Below are 19649 nucleotides of genomic sequence, written 5' to 3'. Positions count from 1 at the left end.
TGCGGTCTAAGATGTCGCACAACTATTATTGTACGACCTTCAGTGTAACGAAATCTGTACAAAAAAGCACAGGACTATTTTAAAACTCGTCTTACATATCTAGGATATTTGATAATTTTCAAATCCCACCCATTTTTCCTATGAAAATCAAGGCTCCCCCCATATATTTGTTCTGTTTAACAAAGGAAAGAGGCCTTTACGCAACATGCGCAAAGACCTCTTTTTAGAAAGACCCACTGACTCCTGATACCTATCGTATCCTAAAGCCCCGTGTTGTAATCGCTTACCACGATATAAACTGTATTCTGATCTGATCTGTTTTCTCTTCCCAAGATCAAGTGTCCGCCTCTAACCGGTAGCTTCCGCTTTCCCTAAGGCAGCTACCAACTCGTCATGGACCAATCCGTTGGAAGCAATCACGTTACGCACCCCGAGATGGTAACCGGTGCCCACGGTATCGCTCACATGACCGCCTGACTCTTGAACCAGCAGCGTCCCGGCTGCCATGTCCCAACTGCTGAGTCCGATCTCCCAGAACCCGCTTAGACGTCCAGCAGCTACATACGCCAGATGCAAAGCCGCCGAGCCAGCAACGCGCAGATTGCGAACTTGAGGTGCAATGGCCTGTACACCTTTTAGATTGATGGGCAGCGCGGTTTGCTGATCCGCAGGGAACCCCGTTGCAATCAAACTATCGCCCAATGTCGTTTCTTTGGACACCTGCATCCGAGTGCCATGGACATACGCGCCTTTGCCCTTCTCCGCCACGAACAACTCATCCCTCGACGGATCATACACGACGCCTACAATCACTTCACCCCGATACGCAAGCGCAATGGAAACCACAAAGAAAGGAAAGCCGTGCACAAAGTTCGTGGTCCCATCGATAGGATCGACGATCCACAGATATTCTTCCTCCTGCATGTCCTCCAATGCTTTGCGCGAAGCCGCTGCTCCAGCTTGTACGCCCTCTTCGCCGAGGAACGCATGGTTTGGAAAATGGGTCAGAATCAGACTGCGAATGAGCTTCTCCGATCCCTTATCCACTTCGGTGACCAGGTCGCTGGTAGAGCTCTTTATGGTCAGAGAGGCATAGGCCCCCAATTTGGTCTTGATCCATTCGCCGGCCTTGGCCGCACAATTAATGGCTACTGCGGTAAAGCTCTTGCTGCCGACGACACCGTCATTACGTCCATCAGTCATTGTGTCATCACTCTACTTTCCCTATAATTCTTCATCTCATCTGTTTAGTATACGTACCGAACCGCTCCAAGTTTCGCCCAAATTACGGACAAGCAAGCAAAAACGACTTCGTCGTTCGTATATAACGCACGAAGAGCTTTGTCGAAGAATTCTAAGCCTATTTTTAAGCGAAGCGTAAAAATTCTTTAGAATTCAAGGTGAAACGGCGATTACCATGCTACGGCAATCGTAAGTTTCATTCCGAAGAAATATAAGCCTAGCCGAGGTGTGAAACCTGCACGTGCTTATATTTCAAGCAAAAACGACTTCGTCGTTCTGCTGCCCGGGCAGCGAAACGGCCCTGTACCGCTGTCATCAGCGATGCAGGGCCTGCGCAAAATGCCGGCTATACGCCTACGATGTTGTATCCGTTGTCCACATAGATGACTTCTCCGGTAATGCCCCGGGACAGATGGCTCATCAAGAACATCGCGGTGTCGCCCACTTCGGCTGTCTCTGTCGTCCGGCGCATCGGCGCCTTCTCCTCGACTTGACGCAGAATGGTGTTGAAGTCCTTGATGCCCTTGGCTGCCAGCGTCCGGATCGGTCCGGCCGAGATCGCATTCACTCGAATATTGGAAGGCCCCAGGTCGTTAGCCAGGTAGCGGACCGAAGCTTCAAGAGCCGCTTTGGCTACGCCCATGACGTTGTAGTTGCGAAGCGCACGCTCCGCACCGAGGTAGGTCATCGTCATGATGCTGCCGCCCTCAGTCATCAGCGGGTGCAGTCGTTGGGAAACTGCAGTCAGGGAGTAAGCACTGATGTCATGTGCCAGAGCAAACCCTTCACGGGACGTGTCCACGAACATACCTTCCAGCTCTTCTGTCTTAGCAAAAGCAATACTGTGCACCAGACCATGCAGTACTCCGAATTGTTCTTTGACATGGGTTGCCAGCGCGTCGATTTCCTCATCCACTGTAATGTTGCAAGGCAGGATAATCGAACCAGGAATAGTGTCGGCCAGCTTGCGGACACGGTCAGCCACGCGGTCGCTTTCGTATGTAAAGGCCAGGTTAGCGCCCTGGGCAGCCAGAGATTGGGCAATCGCCCATGCGATACTGCGGTCATTGGCAACACCCATGACCAAGATATTTTTTCCGTTTAACAAACCACTCATTAGATTTGCTCCTCCTCATCCCTCACCGGGATTACTTTCTATCGTGACAATAAACAAGCTCTTGTCCAAAGTACTTCATTTGGCGGGTCATTTCAAGAGGCAATTGGCCTCTCGTCCGCATCTTTAATCGACAATCTCCACTGTGGCGTCGTCGATCATGCGCAAGCTATTGTCGGATTGTGCGTGGGAACGAATCTTCTCCATGAGCTGCACGAGTGCTGCATCCTTCTGCTTGGCCTCGAGCATGACATCGACGTAGGGTACAGATCCGGCTATGCCCTGCAAAAAGGCCAGGAGCGGCTCCGGCTCTACACCGTCAGCATGGCCGCGGGGGTCCTTCTCACTCTTGGGGCTGGATGCATGAATCTTGGGTGCCAACAGCCGCTGCAGATTGTCCTCCCCGCCACCCAGTCCTGCCGCCTGCGCACGCTGGCGCTCTGCGGACCAAGTGGCAGCGATGCGCGGCCATAGCTCACCTGTAACTTGCTCCGGCAGCAAGCCGCCTGGATTCACCGCATGGTGATGAATGTCCAGCACCATCGGCACACCGGACGCTTCCGCAATAGCCAACGTTTCTTCAGCAGTAAACGTCTTATCGTCGTTCTCCAATGTAATGCGGTGTCGGTACCGATCCGAGAGCTCCCCAAATTGCTGCAGAAACCGCTCGCCCGAGGTAGGCTTGTCTCCATAGGCGCCGCCGACATGAATATTGCATTTGTAGGCTTCATCCAATCCGAGCGCTTCCATCATCCGCACATGCATCTCCAGGTCCTCCACGGATTTCTGAAGCACTTCCGGACGCGGCGTGTTGAGTACACAGAAATGATCGGGATGAAAAGATGCCCGGATGCCCCGCTTGCGAATGAAATCGCCGACCTCGGTGAACGATGCCACAATGTTAGATACGGGATCCCAACCTGCCAGTTCCTCATGGGTAGCTAGCGGAATCAGTTTGGACGACAGCCTGTACACCTTAATATCGTGCGCCGCAGCATGTCGCAGCACGCGCAGCGTATTGTGTAGATTTTCTTCCCCAATGCGTTCCAAGCGACGGACTGCCGCATCCCTCTCCGGCAAACGGGAGAAGTTGCGATAGGTCATCGTTCGGGATGGCGAGGCATTCTCCAGCAGCATGCTCATCGCCACAAATCCGAAACGGACAATCATCCGCGTTCGCCGAAAAACATCTCATACGCAAGCGCCGTCTGAATCCGGGATTCCTCTTCGGTCAGCTTGCGTACGAGTTCCATTTCAACTTGAGTAATTTCCTCTCCCTGGAAATTAATCTCGGATAGCGAGACAAGAATTTTGACGATACAAACCGCCGTGTTATCCGGAGCATAGGCGATCACTTTTTGCCCGGTCGGATAGACGCGGAATCCGCTTTTGACCATCTTGTTGCGTCCGTACTCCAACAGCTCGTACAATTCCTGCTCCGACTTGAATTTACAGACAGAGTTGAACTCAGTCTCAAATCCCATATGTATCCCTCCTATTCTCAGTTGCCGTCCGCCACTCGTGCGGATGAGGCGCTCCAAGTAAACTTTCTTGCCTTACAGCTGGCCATACGTGCGATTGAGGCGCTCTAAGTAAACTTTTTTGCCTTACAGCACGCCACGCGTGCGATTGAGACGCTCTAAGTAAACTTTCTTGCCTTACAGCTCGCCACTTGTGCGTATGAGGCGCTCCAAGTAAACTTTTTTGCCTTACAGCTCGCCCCGCATGCGCATGAGGCGCTCTAAGTAAACTTTTTTGCCTTACAGCCCGCCACGCGTGCGCATGAGGCGCTGTAAGTAAACTTTCTTGCCTTACAGCCCATCACACGTGCGATTGAGGCGCTCTAAGTAAACTTTCTTGCCTTACAGCCCGCCATGCGTGCGAATGAGGCGCTCTAAGTAAACTTTCTTGCTTTACAGCTCGCCCCGCATGCGAATAAGGCGTTCTTACCGGGTTTCGAAAGCAGAAGCTTCTCCTTGGTGAAGCCAAGCCCTGCTCCCGAAACCGCTTTTCCTCGAAAAGCCTTTAACTATACGTCAGTCTCTGCTTTTCCTGGTGTCTGGCAATGGCAAGTGAAATGAGCGTATCCAGCAGCTCGCTGTACGGCATCCCGGTTTCCTTCCACATCAGCGGATACATGCTGAATGGTGTGAAGCCAGGCATCGTGTTAACTTCGTTAATGAGCAGCTGGTTATCCGAGCGGCGCAGGAAGAAGTCGACGCGGGAGAGACCCGAGCCATCAATCGCCAGATAGGCCCGCAGCGCCATTTCTCGCACCGTCTCCGCGATATCTGCTGGAATGTCGGCCGGAATCTGCATCCGGGACGTACCGTCTACATACTTGGCATCGTAATCATAAAAATCGCTGGAGGTAATGACCTCCCCAGGAACGGATGCACGCGGCTCATCATTGCCCAGCACGCTGACCTCGATCTCGCGGGCATCGACGAATTCCTCGACGATGACCTTGCGGTCGTAGCGGAGGGCCAGCTCGATCGCTGCCGTCAGCTCCTCGCGGTTTTTCGCTTTGGAGATGCCGACGCTCGAGCCGAGATTGGCGGGCTTCACAAAGCATGGATAACCGAGCGATACTTCGATTTCCATGATGAAGAACGCAGGATCCTTGGTCCATTGCGTCCGGTTGAAATGGCGATAGATGCACTGCGGCAGTCCCTCATGCGCAAATACCTTCTTCATCATCGCTTTGTCCATGCCAACAGCCGAAGCGAGTACGCCTGCTCCAACGTATGGCACATCGGCCATCTCAAGCAAGCCCTGGATCGTCCCGTCCTCACCATAGGTGCCATGCAGCAGCGGGAAAATAACATCCAGCGCCTTGCCCTCAGCTGCCCCACCTCCGGGCTGCAGGCTCTGCAGTACGGGTACCAAATCCCCGCCAGCCGCAGAAGCTTCATATTGTAGTTGTTTCACTTCCTCTGGCGGTGCTGTCAATGGTGCGCCAGCGTGCCACTTGCCCTGCTTGGTAATATAGAAGGGTATAATATCATATTGGTCATAATTAAAAGCCTTCATAACTGCCAGCGCAGTCTGCAGCGAGACTTCATGCTCGCCGGACTTGCCGCCGTAGATCAGGCCTACACGTACTTTTTTCGCCATTGGTATCCTCCGGTGCCCTGTAATTAACATCAAAACTCATCTGCTATATGAAACATCGAATAGCGCGTCGCTTCCGTCCATGCATAGGAATCCCGGTAATCCCAATACCGGTGGCGGCTCGGTACCGTATTCGCATTGACCAGTGGCATACGATCCGCATCAAACGCCGTCACAATCGTACTGTGCTGATATCTGCCGTCTCCGTTCCAGTCGTACAGAATGACATCGCCCAGCTCCAGTTGTTCGGGGCGGTCAACCAGCGCTGCACGCAGCCCTTCGCGCCGCGGTGTGGCCAGCAGCGTCTGCAAGGCGTTGGAGACAGCCCAACTGTAACTCCACCACTCCATGCCGCCATCCCGGCCCTTGTACCACCACCCCGATTCCCTTCTACCAGTATAATTCATCGGAGCACCGCCTGCAAAGAGACACTGGGACACATAGTTGGTACAGTTCACCTCGAACTCTTCGTATTCCGGATTCCCCTTGTTCCACCAAGTGTCGGCATAAGCAACGGCCCGGTCGCGGCGGTAACGATGCACCGTGTTGCGGATGGCCAGCGGCAATACAATATCATAATTTACGAACGGACGCGTACGCATCTCTGTAAACCCGGACCGACGCTGTCCTCTTTCTTCCTCATAGGTTGCCGTCCCTCCAGGATATGAGCCGAAGCGGGGCCGCCGCTCTAACACCATCGGCTCAATCCGGGAAATTTCCCATTCGCCGCCCCGATCTCCCTGAAGCCATAGCCGTTCATATTCACTTCGCTCTTCTACATACCCATGGCCAAATTGATCCAGTGACCGACGCTGGTCCAGCCGCAACAGCACGGTGGCTTCATGCGTGGATTCATGTACCCGCATCAGCTGTGCTTTGGTCTCGTTGCGGCTGGCCCATACGCACCGCTGCCGCTCACGCTCGCGCAGCCGATCCAGCTTCCAGCCGTACCTTGACAGGTGGTCGCGGTCTTGAACCAGCCTCTTCAGCGGCTCGACATCCAGCTCGATTTCAGACTGATTCACCTGCTTCACATATTCATGGACGGCTGCCTTCCAGCCCTGCAGTCTGTCTGAGCTGCGGGATTTACCCGAGGTGAGCGGCATTCCGATTCCTCCCTCTGCGGATTTTGACTATCCAAATCACTTGATTCAGTATATGAAGGAAACTGGAAACTCATGTTATAAGGGGCAGCCTCCTCTGACGCGTGAACAAATAGCGCCAAGGTAAGTCTTGCAGCGCTTGCAGGCAAAACTTATACTTTCAAATGAGGCCAAAAAACGCTATACTTAAGGTAGCCGTGATTTTATGAAATTGAGTTTCACACAGTGAAACCACCTCGAGACTCAATCGCCATAAACCATCACAATTATTAATGAAGAAACCATCAAGGAGGAGCACATTCATGCCGACACAAGATCAATTCTCTGTCCGCACTTCGCTCACCGCAGCAGGCCAGTCTTATGCGTACTACCGCCTGCAAGGTCTCGAAGAGCAAGGACTGGGTCCGATTTCCAAGCTTCCTTTCTCTATCAAGGTATTGCTGGAAGCCGCTGTCCGTCAATTCGACGGCCGCGCCATTACTTCAGAGCACGTCAAACAGCTCGCCAGCTGGGCTGACGAGCGCGTAGACAAAGAAATTCCTTTTATCCCTGCACGTATCGTGCTGCAGGACTTCACAGGCGTCCCTGTCGTTGTTGACTTGGCTGCAATGCGTGACACCGTGAAGAAAGCCGGCGGAGATCCGAAGAAGATCAACCCGCTTGTGCCCGTTGACCTCGTTATCGACCACTCTGTAATGGTTGACGCTTTCGGTTCCGAAGGCGCACTCGAGTTCAATGAAAACCTGGAATTCCAACGCAATGAGGAGCGTTACCGCTTCCTGCGCTGGGCACAAACTGCATTCGACAACTTCCGTGCCGTACCACCTGCGACTGGTATCGTTCACCAGGTTAACCTGGAGTACCTCGCCTCTGTAGCGGCTACGAAATCCGTTGACGGTGAAACGGTTGTTTATCCTGACTCCCTCGTAGGTACTGACTCGCATACAACCATGATCAATGGTCTGGGCGTTGTTGGCTGGGGTGTCGGCGGCATCGAGGCAGAAGCCGGCATGCTGGGACAACCACTGTACTTCGTTATGCCTGAGGTTATCGGCGTGAAGCTGACAGGCAGCCTGGCTGAAGGCGCAACTGCGACTGACCTGGCCCTGACAGTAACCGAAATTCTCCGTAAAAAAGGCGTCGTCGGCAAGTTTGTCGAGTTCTACGGCCCTGGACTTTCGAACATCAGCCTGCCTGACCGCGCGACAGTTGCCAACATGGCACCTGAGTACGGTGCAACAGTCGGCTTCTTCCCAGTCGATACCATCGCACTGGACTTCCTGCGTCAAACCGGTCGTACGGATGAGCAGATCGAGCTGGTAGAAGAATACTACAAAGCACAAAACATGTTCCGCACAGACGACACACCAGACCCTGTATTCTCTGACGTACTGGAGCTGGATCTCTCGACGATCGTACCAAGCTTGGCTGGACCAAAACGTCCACAGGACCGTATCGAGCTGACCGACATGAAGAAATCGTTCAACGATATCGTACGCACGCCGATCGACAAAGGCGGCTACGGTTTGAGCGATTCCAAAATCGATGAGCGCGTCGAAGTGAAGCATACCAACGGACAAGTTAGCGAGATGAAAACGGGCGCTGTCGTGATCGCTGCGATCACCAGCTGTACGAACACCTCCAACCCGACCGTTATGCTGGGCGCAGGCCTCGTTGCCAAGAAAGCTGTCGAGCGCGGTCTTGTGAAGCCTGCTTACGTGAAGAGCTCGCTGACACCAGGTTCCCTGGTCGTTACTGAGTATCTCAAGAAAGCCAACCTGATCGAGCCGCTCGAAGCGCTGGGCTTCCATGTTGCTGGTTACGGCTGTGCAACTTGTATCGGTAACTCCGGTCCACTGCCAGATGAAGTGAGCAACGCCATTGCGGACAATGACATGACCGTAGCTGCCGTTCTCTCCGGTAACCGCAACTTCGAAGGTCGTGTTCATGCTCAGGTAAAAGCCAACTACCTGGCTTCGCCTCCGCTCGTCGTCGCTTACGCGCTGGCAGGCACCGTGAACATCGATCTGGCGAACGATCCAATCGGCTATGACCAGAAGAACCAGCCTGTGTACCTCAAAGACATCTGGCCATCCTCCAAGGAAATTGCCGAGGCTGCAGATGCTGCGATTACACCGGAGATGTTCCGCGACAAGTACGCCAACGTCTTCACACAAAACGAGCGTTGGAATGCAATTCAAGTACCGGAAGGCGAGCTGTATGAGTGGGATTCCCGTTCGACGTACATCGCCAACCCGCCGTTCTTCGAGAACCTTGGACCTGAAGTTGGCGATATCGCCGACATCAAAGGCGCCAAAGTCCTTGCCTTGCTGGGCGATTCGGTGACAACCGACCATATCTCGCCAGCTGGTAACATCAAAGCGGACAGCCCTGCAGGCGAATTCCTGCTGAAAAACGGTGTGGAGCGCAAAGACTTCAACTCATACGGTTCCCGTCGTGGTAACCATGACGTGATGATGCGCGGTACATTCGCCAACATCCGGATTCGGAACCAGGTTGCTCCTGGTACTGAGGGTGGCGTAACGACATACCTGCCGACTGACGAAGTCATGTCGATCTATGATGCTTCGATGAAGTATCAGAAGAAAGGCACTAACCTTGTCGTTATCGCAGGCAAGGAGTACGGCACAGGCAGCTCGCGTGACTGGGCAGCCAAAGGTACCTTCCTCCTGGGCGTCAAAGCGGTTATCGCTGAGAGCTTCGAGCGGATTCACCGTTCCAACCTGGTTGGCATGGGCGTACTGCCACTGCAATTCCAGGAAGGTCAAGGCTGGTCCACACTCGGTCTGACAGGCCGTGAGACGTTCGATATCACTGGCATCGACAACGATGTGAAGCCAGGTCAAAAAGTGAACGTTACAGCTACTCGCGAAGACGGTACGACCTTCGAATTCACAGTCCTTGCTCGTCTGGACTCTGCAGTCGACGTCGACTACTATCGCAACAGCGGCATTCTGCAGACGGTTCTCCGTCAAATGATTGCCAATATGTAAATTGTAGGACATTAGCAAAGCAACGAACTAGGACCCCGCACCCCTGCCATTCACATGGCGGGGGTGTTTTGTTTCCTGGGTTCAGCACACTTGGGTAGGCATGCTACGCCTTTATTATAATGAAAGTGATAATCAATATCAATTAAAATATTTACATCTTTCCTTCGGTCGTCTCTTAGACGAAACTTAACCTGTTCCACCACGTACTAACAAGTAACATTTATCCCAGGAATGCACATCCCTAAGGAGGTGAATTATGCGCTATCTAATCCGAATTTCCCTTGCCCTTTTCTTAATCATAATGCCTTCCCTTTATCTGTTCTATAGATACTGGATCTACAACAACCCCCCGACGGGACCTGTAGGCAACGGAATAATGCCTATTTCAGGCAGCAAATTAGTATTTTGTATCGGCCTTATTGTACTTGGTTTGTCTCATCTCATCTTTGCCATCTATCAATACAGACGCAGCGAAGACTAAACAAGCCAACCTCCGAGGAGATTGGCTTGTTCTTTAATGTGCTTCTATTCCAACCAAGCGTTGACTTTATCTTCGTTAGCTGCAACCCAGTCCTTGGCTGCATCTTCTGGCGATTTGCCTTCCATGATCTCGACCATGACCTCAGCCATATCATCTGGCGTCCAGTTGAACTTATCCAGCATGGCATAGGCTTCTGGCTGATCATCCTGGAGACCTTGACGGGCAAATGTATGAATCTGCTCATCACCGCCGTAGATATTCAACGGATCTTCCAGGTACTTCAGCTCCATGCTTGCGAATTTCCAGTGAGGCGTCCAGCCAGTCACGATGATGGGCTCTTCATTCGCATAGGCATTTTGCAGTTCCTGAGCCATAGCTGCAGAGGAGCTAGGCAGCAGGTTCCAGTTGCTCAACTCGTAGTCTTCAAGAGCCTGCTCAGTCGACATCATGATGCCTGCGCCAGGCTCGATGCCTGTAATCGTATAGTTGATTTCTGCACCGAATCCGCCTTCTTTCAGATCCTCAATGCTGTTGACGTCCTCCATATAGGCCGGGACAACGAGACCGATCTTGGTACCCTCGAGGTTAACGCCCAGATCTTCAATACGATCGCCATACGTATCGAGATAGCTCTGATGCGTCGTTGGCAACCAGCCGGCTACCATGGCGTCCGCACTACCGTCCGCTACACCTGCCCACATTGGACCCGCATCGACCTGCAGCATCTCTACGGAGTAGCCCAGCTTCTCTTCCAGTACTTCTTTGACCACATACGTACTGGCAATCTCAGAGTCCCATGCCACGTAGGCCAGTGTCACTTGGCCTCCACCACCATTGCCATTGCCGTTGCCCGAGTTGGAACAAGCCGCCAGCAGTGATGTAGCCATAACCATCGTCAGTCCAAGTTTCCAATGTTTCTTCATAATAATAAAGTCCCCCTATTGTTTTTTCTTTTTCCGTAATGCATTCTGCGTCAGTCGGTCGAGGATAATGGCCAGAACGACGATCGCGATCCCCGCTTCAAATCCTACCCCGGTCTTCGCTTGCGTTACCGCTCGGTAGACGTCTGCGCCTACACCCTGAGCACCAATCATGGAGGCAATAACAACCATAGATAACGAAAGCATGATGGTCTGGTTAATCCCCGCCATGATGGTCGGCAGTGCGATCGGCAGCTGCAGCTTGATCAGCTTCTGTGAAGGTGTAGAGCCGAACGCATCAGCAGCCTCCACCAGTTCAGCTGGTACCTGGCGAATACCCAGATTGGTCAGACGGATCGTTGGCGGAATCGCGAAGATAATCGACGCGATAACCCCGGGTACGACGCCAAGTCGGAAGAACGTGATGGCCGGCAGCAGGTAGACGAAGGCTGGCATCGTCTGCATGAAGTCCAGCACCGGTGTCACGATATTCTGTACCGCACTTTTGCGGGCGCACAGGATACCGATCGGTACCCCGATCACAACGGATAGGATTGCTGCTGTCAGTACCAGCGCCAAGGTCTGCATCGTACCGGACCAGTAGCCCAGATTATAGATCAGATATAAGCCTAACAGAGCAAATATACCCATCCGCCACTTGGCGACATACCAGGTCAGGGCAGCAATCAGTACGATTAGTAGGAGCGGCGGGAACCATTGCAGGACCGATTCCAGTCCATTTACTGTTGAGCCCACGATTAATCGGATAAAATTGAAAAGAGGAGACAAATACTCTTGCAGCAATTTCTCCAGTTTATCAACCCACTGGGCTATCGGAATTTTTGGGATATCCACGCCTTACGCACCTGCTTCCGGGATGGTGTTGCCTGCCAAGGCGGCAAGCACGGCACCTTTGATGATAATGCCCTGCAATCGCTGATCTTCGTCGATGACGGCAACCGGCAGCCGGGTCGTACTGATAATCTCGAACAGCTCGTGAAGCAGCGTTTCCGGTGATACGGATGGCAGCTCACGTTGGATGATGCTCTCGAGTGTCTGATTGTCCTTGATGGCTTGAGAAGCATCCTCGGCGCTGATTACTCCGATCAGCTTCTTCCCTTTGTCCACGACATAGAGATTGGATACCCCGCGGTCCCGCATCAGCTGCAACGCCACACGAGGTCCACGCTCCAGCGTAATCGTCTCCGGCTTGCGCATAATATGGCTCGCCGTCAGCACTTTGGATAAATCCACATCTTCAACGAAACGCTCGACGTACTTGTTGGCTGGCTGCATCAGAATCTCTTCCGGCGAGCCTATCTGTACAATGCTGCCGTCCTTCATCAGGGCGATTTGATCGCCAATCCGCAGCGCCTCATCAAGGTCATGCGTAATAAATACAATCGTCTTCTTCATCTTCGACTGCAGTTCGAGCAGCTCATCCTGCATATCCTTGCGGATCAGCGGGTCGAGCGCGCTGAATGCTTCGTCCATCAGCAGAATGTCCGGATCGTTGGCTAGGCCGCGCGCCAGGCCGACACGCTGCTGCATCCCGCCGCTCAGCTGGTCCGGATAGCTGTCTTCCCAGCCCTTCAGCCCTACGAGCTCCAGCGACGTCATGGCCTTCTGGTGACGCTCTGCCTTCGACATCCCCTGAACTTCCATTCCGTATTCCACGTTCTGGACAACGGTTCGGTGCGGGAATAAGGCAAACTTCTGGAAGACCATGCCGATGTTTTTGCGCCGGAAGCGTCTCAGCTTCTCGGTGCTCATCTTCAGCACATTGTCCCCATTAAACAATACTTCGCCCCCTGTGGGCTCAATCAGCCGGTTCAGCAAACGCACAAGCGTTGACTTACCACTGCCTGATAGACCCATGATCACGAAGATTTGGCCCTCTTCTATAGAGAAGCTGGCTTGGTTGACGCCTACAGTTAACTTCGTTTCTTTTAGAATTTTCTCTTTGGACCAGCCATCATTCAGTAACGGAATGGCTCGTTTCGCGTCAGGTCCGAAGATTTTGGTCAACTTCTTTACCTCGATAATCGGCATGTTATCCCCCTTAAGACTCCTCTAACACTGTCGCTTGACTGGTTACAGTTTAGTTCGAATAGCCTAGTACCGTCAAAAGCGGTATTTCTCCGTAATTTACGTACAGTTTAAACTTTACAAACTTTTTGTACTGTATGCTCTTTATTTCATTGTTTTTCATAAACTTGTCCGACTTTACTTTTCCACAAAACTTTGATTACAATACTTACTATAGTCGAGCAGAGGTCTAAGCCAGCAGGAGGGTATTATGAATAGCATTGATGCGTTACTGGAAGAGGATAAGCAACGTATTCAACATATAAGACAGCGCGTCATCGAATCGATCGGCAAGAACATGGATCTCTATGGCATCACGCTCTCGATCGGCCATCTGTATGGCAACATGTATTTCAACGGCAAGCCCGTCACACTCGACGAGATGAGCGAGACCATGGGCATGAGCAAGACATCTATGAGCACAGGCATGCGGACATTGACCGATCTGAAGATGATCAACAAAGTCTGGGAAAAAGGCTCGCGGAAGGATTTGTATGAGGTCGTCCCGGATTGGCATCAGAACTTTACAGATTATTTCTCGATTAAATGGCGTAAAGCTGTAGAAATGAACATGAATGTGCTGCTTCGTTCGTTGAAGGAAATCAAGCTGATGCGGGAGCAGAAGCCCGACCACGAGGCGTTGCAGGCCCTGCTTCAGGAGGACGCCGAGAAGATCGAGTGCGCAGTCGATTATTACCGTTGGCTGCTTCGTTTGATTGATTCATTGGAGGACGGCAGCATTTACGATTTCATTCCCAAGGAAGAAAACCGTTAGTCGGATAGATCGCAGAGTATAGATTACGCAGCAAAGAGCCGCCGGATGCTAGCATCCTGGCGGCTCTTTGCTGTTATAGCGTATGACGGGCTCTATCTACCCTTATTCAACCGGAACGAAGCATAGTCCCCATTAAGCGAGAAGCCTCCATGACCACAGGTGCGATCTCACGCATCCGCTCCATGGTCAATCGGCTGGCTGGCCCGGATATGGACAGCACAGCTGCCAGTCGGCCACTCCGATCGAAGATTGGCGCTGCAACTGCCGCAGCCCCCGCCTCCCGCTCTTCGATACTCGTCGCATATCCCGCCTGCACAATCTCATCAAGCTGTCTCCGATAAGCCTCTGCGTCTACACCTGCAGGCCATGAAGCGTCTGCGAGTATTAAATTGCGCTCCTCTGCTTCCGCAAATGCTACCAGCACCTTACTCGATGCGCCGACATAGAGTGGCAGCCGAACGCCGACAGGCGCTACCCGCCGAACCGCTTGATTGCTCTGTACCGCCTGAATTCGAATCCGTTCCTGGCCATCCCTAACGTAGAGACTTACGGTCTCGCCCAACTGGTCACGAAGCCGCTCCATTTCAGGAAGCCAGATCACCGCAGGATCATCCGTATCCGACAAATGGGCTGACAGCTCCCATACCCGCATACCTAGCCGGTAGCGATCCGTTGCCCGATCACGCATGACGAAGCCCTTCTCCTCCAGTGTTGCCAGCATGCGATGTACCGTGCTCTTGTGCAGACCCACCCGTTCGGCGATCTCGCTCATCGCCAGATCTGTACCGGAAGTGAAGCACAGGAGGATATCCAGCGCACGCTCGACAGCCCGAATCGTCGACTTTCCTTCTTCCATTGCGGCCGCCCCCTTGTTCCATAGAATGAAACTTATGTTCATCTAGTATAACCTATCGCCAGGGAACCCGTCTAGCATAGGGCATATATTTCAACGGCATTACAAGCGCCTTACAATCCCCCTTCTTTCATTGACACTGCGGTTTAATCATCATACGATTAACTTATAAAGCGCTTTCTTAAACTGACATGCTAAGGGAGGAATCGCTGTCATGCACACCTCTGCCACTGCAACCAAGACCCAGGACAGCCTGCGCTTCATTCCTTCACCATCCATCAAAACTAAGCCACTATCACGAAGACGCCGAATTTGGGTTGCCTTGCTTTCATCGCTGCTCCTCTTCGGGCTCCTTCTCGTCCTGGCCTTTCACGGCTTCATCGCCTGGTTCATTGCTTACCCTTATGTAGCGCCGCTTATCTCCAATCCGATGGAAGCCAAGAACCTGGCCTACAGTGACGTGAGCTTCCCCAGTGCGAGCGGCAGGACCGCAGTCCATGGCTGGTATATTCCTGCGCCCCAGGACTCAGTCCGTACCATCGTTTTCAGTCACGGCTATGGTGCCAACCGCGAAGAAACCTGGGTGCCCATGTACGAATTGACTGAACGAGTCCATACCCTTAATTATAACGTCCTTCTCTTCGACTACGGCTATGCCTCCAAGATCGACCGCGCACCGGTCACAGGCGGACAGGAAGAAGCGCAGCAGTTGCTCGCCGCTATTGACTACGTCCGGGTGCAAGGCTCGGAGGAGATTATTGTGTGGGGCTTCTCCATGGGTGCCGGTACGGCGCTGCAGGCAGCGCTCCACACCGATGCCATAGATGCCTTGATTCTGGACAGTACCTTTTTGGCCGATCCCGATACGCTATTCGATAATGTCCGTGCGTTTGTTCAACTGCCCAGGTTCCCATCGAAACCGCTCATTCAGGCCCTGTTGCCGTTGTGGACGGGGACCAGCTTTAGCCAGCTGCAGGCGGAGGAAGCTCGTCAGACCGCTTTTGACCTGCCGATCTATATGATGCATGGAACAGCGGACGACAAAGCACCAGTACACATTGCAGAGGCGGTGTCTGCTCTTCAGACGCACCCGCTCTCTGGAGGATGGATCGTACCCGGCGGCAAGCACGAGCTCCTCTTCCAGGTGCATCCGGAAGAATATATCCAGCGGACTGCTCATTTTTTAAGTCAGGTCCATGCTGATGATGTTACGGTCGTAACTGCCCAATAGTCAGCCCGGAGACGACCATTCTCGCTAGGTTAACTCCCGGTAGTCCATAGGTGAGACACCCACATACTTCTTGAATTGCTTGTAAAAATAGCCCGTCTCCCAGTACCCTACCTCCTGAGCGATTTCCTGCACCTTGCTGTTGCTGCTGCGCAACAGCATTTTTGCTGTGTCGATCCGGTATTTGTTGAGATACTCGGTAAACGATTCTTTCATTTCCTTATGAAATAACTGCCCCAGATAAACCGGATGAATCTTGTATTCCTTGCCCAACGACTTCAGCGATAGCGGTTCGCGATAATCGGCGGCCACGCGGGCTAGCACCTGATCAATGACCGGGCTGCGAACTGCCTTCACCAGCGCATCTACGGTCTGGGCGGCGACCTCCTGTACCGCCCTAATCAACGTTGCAACCGAGGTGCTGCTTGCCGCTAGCAGCAGTTCTTCCTGATACAGCTCCGGCTCCTCCATGCTGCGTAGCGCCTGCAGCTCGGTTTTGAACCGGACGATGAGCTCAACGGCTACATTGCGCATCGTGGCCGGCGTTATCCCTGGCTGCTCCAGCATACGCGTGAAATCATCCGAAATATGGGAAGCCAACTGCTCCTTATCCCGCAGCGGAATCAGCCGGGCATAGCTGTCCCAGTCCAGTGCTTCCTGATGCTCGCCGGAGGATTCCTTCCGCTTCAGCGCTTCATAATCCAGTACGCCGCCCAGTGGCTTCACCATCGCATAGTCTACTGCTGCAACCGCATGCGTGTAGCTGACATGGACGGCTCTGGCTCCCTCCGCAATTGTGCCCAGCGCGAGATGAGCGGGACTCCCGAGCTCAGTCAACAGCGGCTTCAACTGTGCTAACGCCATCGCCTTCAAGTCCTCTGCTGTTTCCGAGACATAGAGAATAACGATCTCACCTGTCAGATTTGGAAGGACCAGCGCTGCAGAGCCGGAGACCTCCCGCTTCACCTGCTCATAATCCGTCTCTCCGGCCTGCTCCCGGCGGATCATCGCAGCCAAATAGTAAGGTGACGCAATGGGCAAATCAAGCGTAGCCGCTCGCTCCCTCAGCTCGCCCGGAGCAATCGCTCCGGTAAGCCATCGATACACGATCGTATTGCGGAGAATATCCATATCTTCGTCCGACCAGCGCTCCGTTGTTCCGGCACGCAGCTTCTCCACCGTGCCCGCCATCGTCGCCCGGAGCTCCTCCACATTGACAGGCTTCAGCAGATAATTCTCAATGCCGGCACGCATCGCTTGCTTCAGATAATCGAATTCATTGTAGCCGCTCAGTACAACGATCTTCAGCTCGGGATAGAGCTGCCTGGCCTTGTCGATCAGCTCCAGACCGCCCATCACCGGCATGGAGATGTCCGTTACCAGAATATCGGCGCCCCGTTCGCTTAGCAGCTCCAGTGCCGCCTGACCGTTGGGCGCATGACCGACGATTTCCAGACCCAAGGCCGACCAGTCGATAATATAATACAATCCCTCGATAATAAAAGGTTCATCATCCACAATGATAACGCGGTACATTCGCTTCTCCTCCTAACCAGCGGGAAATTGAATCCAGACGGTCGTGCCTTCGCCTGGCGAGCTTTCCATACGGATGCCGTAGGCATTGCCGTACAACAGCCGAATGCGTTCGTGAACGCTCCGCAGCCCGAACGACTGCCCTTTGTCCTCGGACTGTTCGAGCCGGTCCTGGATCTGCTCCAACCGTTCTTTTTCGATGCCTACGCCATTGTCCCAAACCTGGATGGTGAGCAGGCCTTCCCGCTCCGTCGCTTTGATGTTGAGCTTGTTATCGCGCTGACCGATCCGAATGCCATGAACAATATAATTCTCAATGACTGGCTGGATGAGCATGCGAGCGACCGGCAGCTCACCCAAGCGGGGTTCATAATCGATCTCATAGGTGAAATGGTCCTGATAGCGAATGCGGAACAGCTCCAGATACAGACGGCAGTTCTCCAGCTCATCCGTGAGCGTCAATTGGGGATCGGGGCGGACGAAGCTGCGGAACAGCATGGCCAGGGCGTAGATCATCTCGCCAACGTCGTGGACACCCCGCGAAATCGCCCGCATCCGAATGACCTCCAATGTATTGTGCAGGAAATGCGGATTGATGCGCGCCTGCAGCGCTGCCAGCTCGGCATGCTTTTGCCGGATCTCTGCCTTGTATTCCCGTTCAATATGCCGGCTCAGCTCCTCCAGCATCCGGTTGAAGCTATTGGCGATCTGGCCGAGCTCATCCTTGTGCTTATCCTGCAGACGTGCACCCAGATTGCCCTGCTCGACCTTGCGCATGAAGCGGATAATCTTGTACGTCCGCTTGGCGACATTCAGAACGAATACCGACGGCACGAGCACAACGACAAGCATACTCAGCAGGCTAACTATAATAATGGTGCGGCGAATGCCCTCATAGGACTCCGCGACTTCTCTGATCGGGGCGACGCCAGCTACAATGAAGCCTGCCTGATGCTGCGGCTGCCGGGTCACATAGGCGGATTCCTCCAACTCCTCGATCTCGTTGAGCGATTGGATCGCCTGCAGATAAGGATAGCGTCCATCGTAATAACGCTCGGAAGAGTCGTAGATGACGTCCCCTTCCGGCGACAGCACCAGGATGCTGCCCTTGACCCCTTCGGAAGACGTATCGACGACCGAGCCAATTGTCTCTGCATCATAGTAGAACATCAGCTGGCCGATCTGCTTCATCGCCACCGGGTCATTAATTGGCACGCGGAAGGAATACAGATTACCCTCCAGATGCGGCACCGCCCGGCGAATCCAGACATTGGGTACCGAAGCAGCGGCGGCCTCGCTCGCCATGACATCGGGGATAAAGGACCGGGCGGCATTCGTCGGAATAATGACAGGCTCGCGGTCCTGGCTGTATACATGCAGCGTCTGTCGGTCGGCGCTGTAGAGCAAAATATGCCGGAGCTCCGGCATATCCTCCAGCGCCTGCTTCAGCGTAACCGTAATCTGTCTGGGGTTGGTAAGCAGATTCTCATAGGACTGGTCCAATCGAAAGCGGATATAATCTTCGAAGGAATGCTGCAGATAGTAGACCAGATCCTGAGCCAACCGGTTGTCCCGGTAGACCGAGTTCATGAAGGACTGCGTCGTTTCATATCGCTGCTCCAGGTACTGGCTGACACTGGCAATTGCTTTCTTCTGCGTGTCCAGCTCCGTGCCGATGATTGAACGGGACAGATAGAGATATAGCATATAAGAAACAACAGCGATGGTCAGCACCGAGATCAGGGCAAATACGATCATCAGCTTGACGAACATATTATCGCGCAGCGGTGTGTAACCGCTTAATTGCTCTCGCCACCTGTGGATGGTTCGCATCCTGATCCCCCTTTCTCTCGGATGAGCGCTAGATGCATGGGACAGACAGCAAGGAAGGGCTCCGGCAGCTTCGGCAGCCTGAGCGGAGCACCTCCTTGATATCCATCCGTGCAGGTATAGGGAAGAAGCGGCCGCTAAGTCGGCCGCACCCTCGAACTCGAACACTTAAGTCTATCACGCCAGCTTAAGGATTGACTATGGATCAACCTGTATGCTGCTCCATAAGACAGCCAAACCAGGAAAAACAAGGCGAGCAAGGTGAACCGGCTACCCCAAGACGTTTTGCGGCGTAGCGCGTTTCATTCCTTCATCCCTAGCCCCCCTCTAAAGACAAAAATACAGTTCATAACC

The 19649-nt window shown here is 53.3% G+C and carries 15 protein-coding genes; 3 read left to right on the top strand and 12 right to left on the bottom strand.

Annotated features, from left to right (window positions below):
* Nucleotides 1-348: 348 nt before the first annotated feature.
* From F556_RS0124845 to F556_RS0124820, 6 genes are all read right to left on the bottom strand, one after another.
* On the bottom strand, nt 349-1203 hold the full coding sequence (locus F556_RS0124845) for an inositol monophosphatase family protein (RefSeq protein WP_020619715.1): 855 nt from the start codon (nt 1201-1203) through the stop codon (nt 349-351).
* Nucleotides 1204-1588: 385 nt separating this feature from the next.
* Complete coding sequence (gene fabI, locus F556_RS0124840; RefSeq protein ID WP_020619714.1) at nt 1589-2359, bottom strand: enoyl-ACP reductase FabI; 771 nt, start codon at nt 2357-2359, stop codon at nt 1589-1591.
* 123 nt (nt 2360-2482) lie between these two features.
* Nucleotides 2483-3526, bottom strand: coding sequence for a UV DNA damage repair endonuclease UvsE (uvsE, locus tag F556_RS0124835; protein ID WP_020619713.1), 1044 nt, complete (start codon nt 3524-3526; stop codon nt 2483-2485).
* Nucleotides 3523-3840: a hypothetical protein gene (locus F556_RS0124830; protein WP_020619712.1), complete on the bottom strand. Its 318-nt coding sequence runs from the start codon at nt 3838-3840 to the stop codon at nt 3523-3525. The genes uvsE and F556_RS0124830 overlap by 4 nt, the downstream gene beginning before the upstream one ends.
* Nucleotides 3841-4381: 541 nt before the next feature.
* Nucleotides 4382-5473, bottom strand: a complete 1092-nt coding sequence (locus F556_RS0124825) for a D-alanine--D-alanine ligase (protein WP_020619711.1) — start codon at nt 5471-5473, stop codon at nt 4382-4384.
* A 29-nt stretch (nt 5474-5502) separates the two neighbouring features.
* The gene (locus F556_RS0124820) at nt 5503-6576 is read right to left on the bottom strand and encodes an amidase domain-containing protein (RefSeq protein ID WP_020619710.1); all 1074 of its coding nucleotides are present in this window, start codon (nt 6574-6576) and stop codon (nt 5503-5505) included.
* Between the two features lie 299 nt (nt 6577-6875).
* On the opposite strand from F556_RS0124820, the gene acnA reads away from it, so the two are divergent.
* On the top strand, nt 6876-9587 hold the full coding sequence (acnA, locus tag F556_RS0124815; protein ID WP_020619709.1) for an aconitate hydratase AcnA: 2712 nt from the start codon (nt 6876-6878) through the stop codon (nt 9585-9587).
* A 525-nt stretch (nt 9588-10112) separates the two neighbouring features.
* On the opposite strand, the gene F556_RS0124805 is transcribed toward acnA, so the two are convergent.
* The 3 genes from F556_RS0124805 to proV are packed head-to-tail and all read right to left on the bottom strand — an operon-like array spanning nt 10113 to nt 13040.
* Nucleotides 10113-10991 carry a glycine betaine ABC transporter substrate-binding protein gene (locus F556_RS0124805; RefSeq protein WP_020619707.1) on the bottom strand — a complete coding sequence of 293 codons (879 nt, stop codon included), beginning with the start codon at nt 10989-10991 and terminating at the stop codon, nt 10113-10115.
* Nucleotides 10992-11006: 15 nt separating this feature from the next.
* Nucleotides 11007-11843 (bottom strand): ABC transporter permease, encoded by an 837-nt coding sequence (locus F556_RS0124800; protein ID WP_020619706.1) that lies wholly within the window; start codon nt 11841-11843, stop codon nt 11007-11009.
* A gap of 3 nt (nt 11844-11846) precedes the next feature.
* Nucleotides 11847-13040, bottom strand: coding sequence for a glycine betaine/L-proline ABC transporter ATP-binding protein ProV (gene proV / locus F556_RS0124795; RefSeq protein ID WP_020619705.1), 1194 nt, complete (start codon nt 13038-13040; stop codon nt 11847-11849).
* Nucleotides 13041-13287: 247 nt separating this feature from the next.
* Here proV and F556_RS0124790 point away from each other — a divergent pair, with 247 nt between their 5' ends.
* The gene (locus F556_RS0124790; RefSeq protein WP_020619704.1) at nt 13288-13851 is read left to right on the top strand and encodes a GbsR/MarR family transcriptional regulator; all 564 of its coding nucleotides are present in this window, start codon (nt 13288-13290) and stop codon (nt 13849-13851) included.
* Nucleotides 13852-13957: 106 nt separating this feature from the next.
* Here F556_RS0124790 and F556_RS0124785 read toward each other — a convergent pair whose 3' ends face one another.
* Complete coding sequence (locus F556_RS0124785; protein ID WP_020619703.1) at nt 13958-14707, bottom strand: IclR family transcriptional regulator; 750 nt, start codon at nt 14705-14707, stop codon at nt 13958-13960.
* 211 nt (nt 14708-14918) lie between these two features.
* Between F556_RS0124785 and F556_RS0124780 the strand changes: the two genes are divergently transcribed.
* The gene (locus tag F556_RS0124780; protein ID WP_020619702.1) at nt 14919-15935 is read left to right on the top strand and encodes an alpha/beta hydrolase; all 1017 of its coding nucleotides are present in this window, start codon (nt 14919-14921) and stop codon (nt 15933-15935) included.
* 24 nt (nt 15936-15959) lie between these two features.
* Here the strand turns inward: F556_RS0124780 and F556_RS0124775 are convergent, their stop codons facing one another.
* Nucleotides 15960-17468: a response regulator transcription factor gene (locus F556_RS0124775; RefSeq protein ID WP_020619701.1), complete on the bottom strand. Its 1509-nt coding sequence runs from the start codon at nt 17466-17468 to the stop codon at nt 15960-15962.
* Between the two features lie 12 nt (nt 17469-17480).
* Nucleotides 17481-19298 carry a sensor histidine kinase gene (locus tag F556_RS0124770; RefSeq protein WP_020619700.1) on the bottom strand — a complete coding sequence of 606 codons (1818 nt, stop codon included), beginning with the start codon at nt 19296-19298 and terminating at the stop codon, nt 17481-17483.
* Nucleotides 19299-19649: the final 351 nt, after the last annotated feature.

Source organism: Paenibacillus daejeonensis DSM 15491, from assembly GCF_000378385.1.
Taxonomy (GTDB): Bacteria; Bacillota; Bacilli; order Paenibacillales; family Paenibacillaceae; genus Paenibacillus_D; species Paenibacillus_D daejeonensis.
Note: the sequence above shows the minus strand (reverse complement) of the source record. Positions and strands in the feature narration are given on the sequence as shown.

What these genes read in the sequence shown, in the direction of transcription:
- proV (WP_020619705.1), bottom strand. Translation starts at nt 13,040, where the DNA reads ATGCCGATTATCGAGGTAAAGAAGTTGACCAAAATCTTCGGACCTGAC.
- fabI (WP_020619714.1), bottom strand. Translation starts at nt 2,359, where the DNA reads ATGAGTGGTTTGTTAAACGGAAAAAATATCTTGGTCATGGGTGTTGCC.
- F556_RS0124790 (WP_020619704.1), top strand. Translation starts at nt 13,288, where the DNA reads ATGAATAGCATTGATGCGTTACTGGAAGAGGATAAGCAACGTATTCAA.
- uvsE (WP_020619713.1), bottom strand. Translation starts at nt 3,526, where the DNA reads ATGATTGTCCGTTTCGGATTTGTGGCGATGAGCATGCTGCTGGAGAAT.
- F556_RS0124780 (WP_020619702.1), top strand. Translation starts at nt 14,919, where the DNA reads ATGCACACCTCTGCCACTGCAACCAAGACCCAGGACAGCCTGCGCTTC.
- F556_RS0124805 (WP_020619707.1), bottom strand. Translation starts at nt 10,991, where the DNA reads ATGAAGAAACATTGGAAACTTGGACTGACGATGGTTATGGCTACATCA.
- F556_RS0124775 (WP_020619701.1), bottom strand. Translation starts at nt 17,468, where the DNA reads ATGTACCGCGTTATCATTGTGGATGATGAACCTTTTATTATCGAGGGA.
- F556_RS0124770 (WP_020619700.1), bottom strand. Translation starts at nt 19,298, where the DNA reads ATGCGAACCATCCACAGGTGGCGAGAGCAATTAAGCGGTTACACACCG.
- F556_RS0124830 (WP_020619712.1), bottom strand. Translation starts at nt 3,840, where the DNA reads ATGGGATTTGAGACTGAGTTCAACTCTGTCTGTAAATTCAAGTCGGAG.
- acnA (WP_020619709.1), top strand. Translation starts at nt 6,876, where the DNA reads ATGCCGACACAAGATCAATTCTCTGTCCGCACTTCGCTCACCGCAGCA.
- F556_RS0124820 (WP_020619710.1), bottom strand. Translation starts at nt 6,576, where the DNA reads ATGCCGCTCACCTCGGGTAAATCCCGCAGCTCAGACAGACTGCAGGGC.
- F556_RS0124825 (WP_020619711.1), bottom strand. Translation starts at nt 5,473, where the DNA reads ATGGCGAAAAAAGTACGTGTAGGCCTGATCTACGGCGGCAAGTCCGGC.
- F556_RS0124845 (WP_020619715.1), bottom strand. Translation starts at nt 1,203, where the DNA reads ATGACTGATGGACGTAATGACGGTGTCGTCGGCAGCAAGAGCTTTACC.
- F556_RS0124785 (WP_020619703.1), bottom strand. Translation starts at nt 14,707, where the DNA reads ATGGAAGAAGGAAAGTCGACGATTCGGGCTGTCGAGCGTGCGCTGGAT.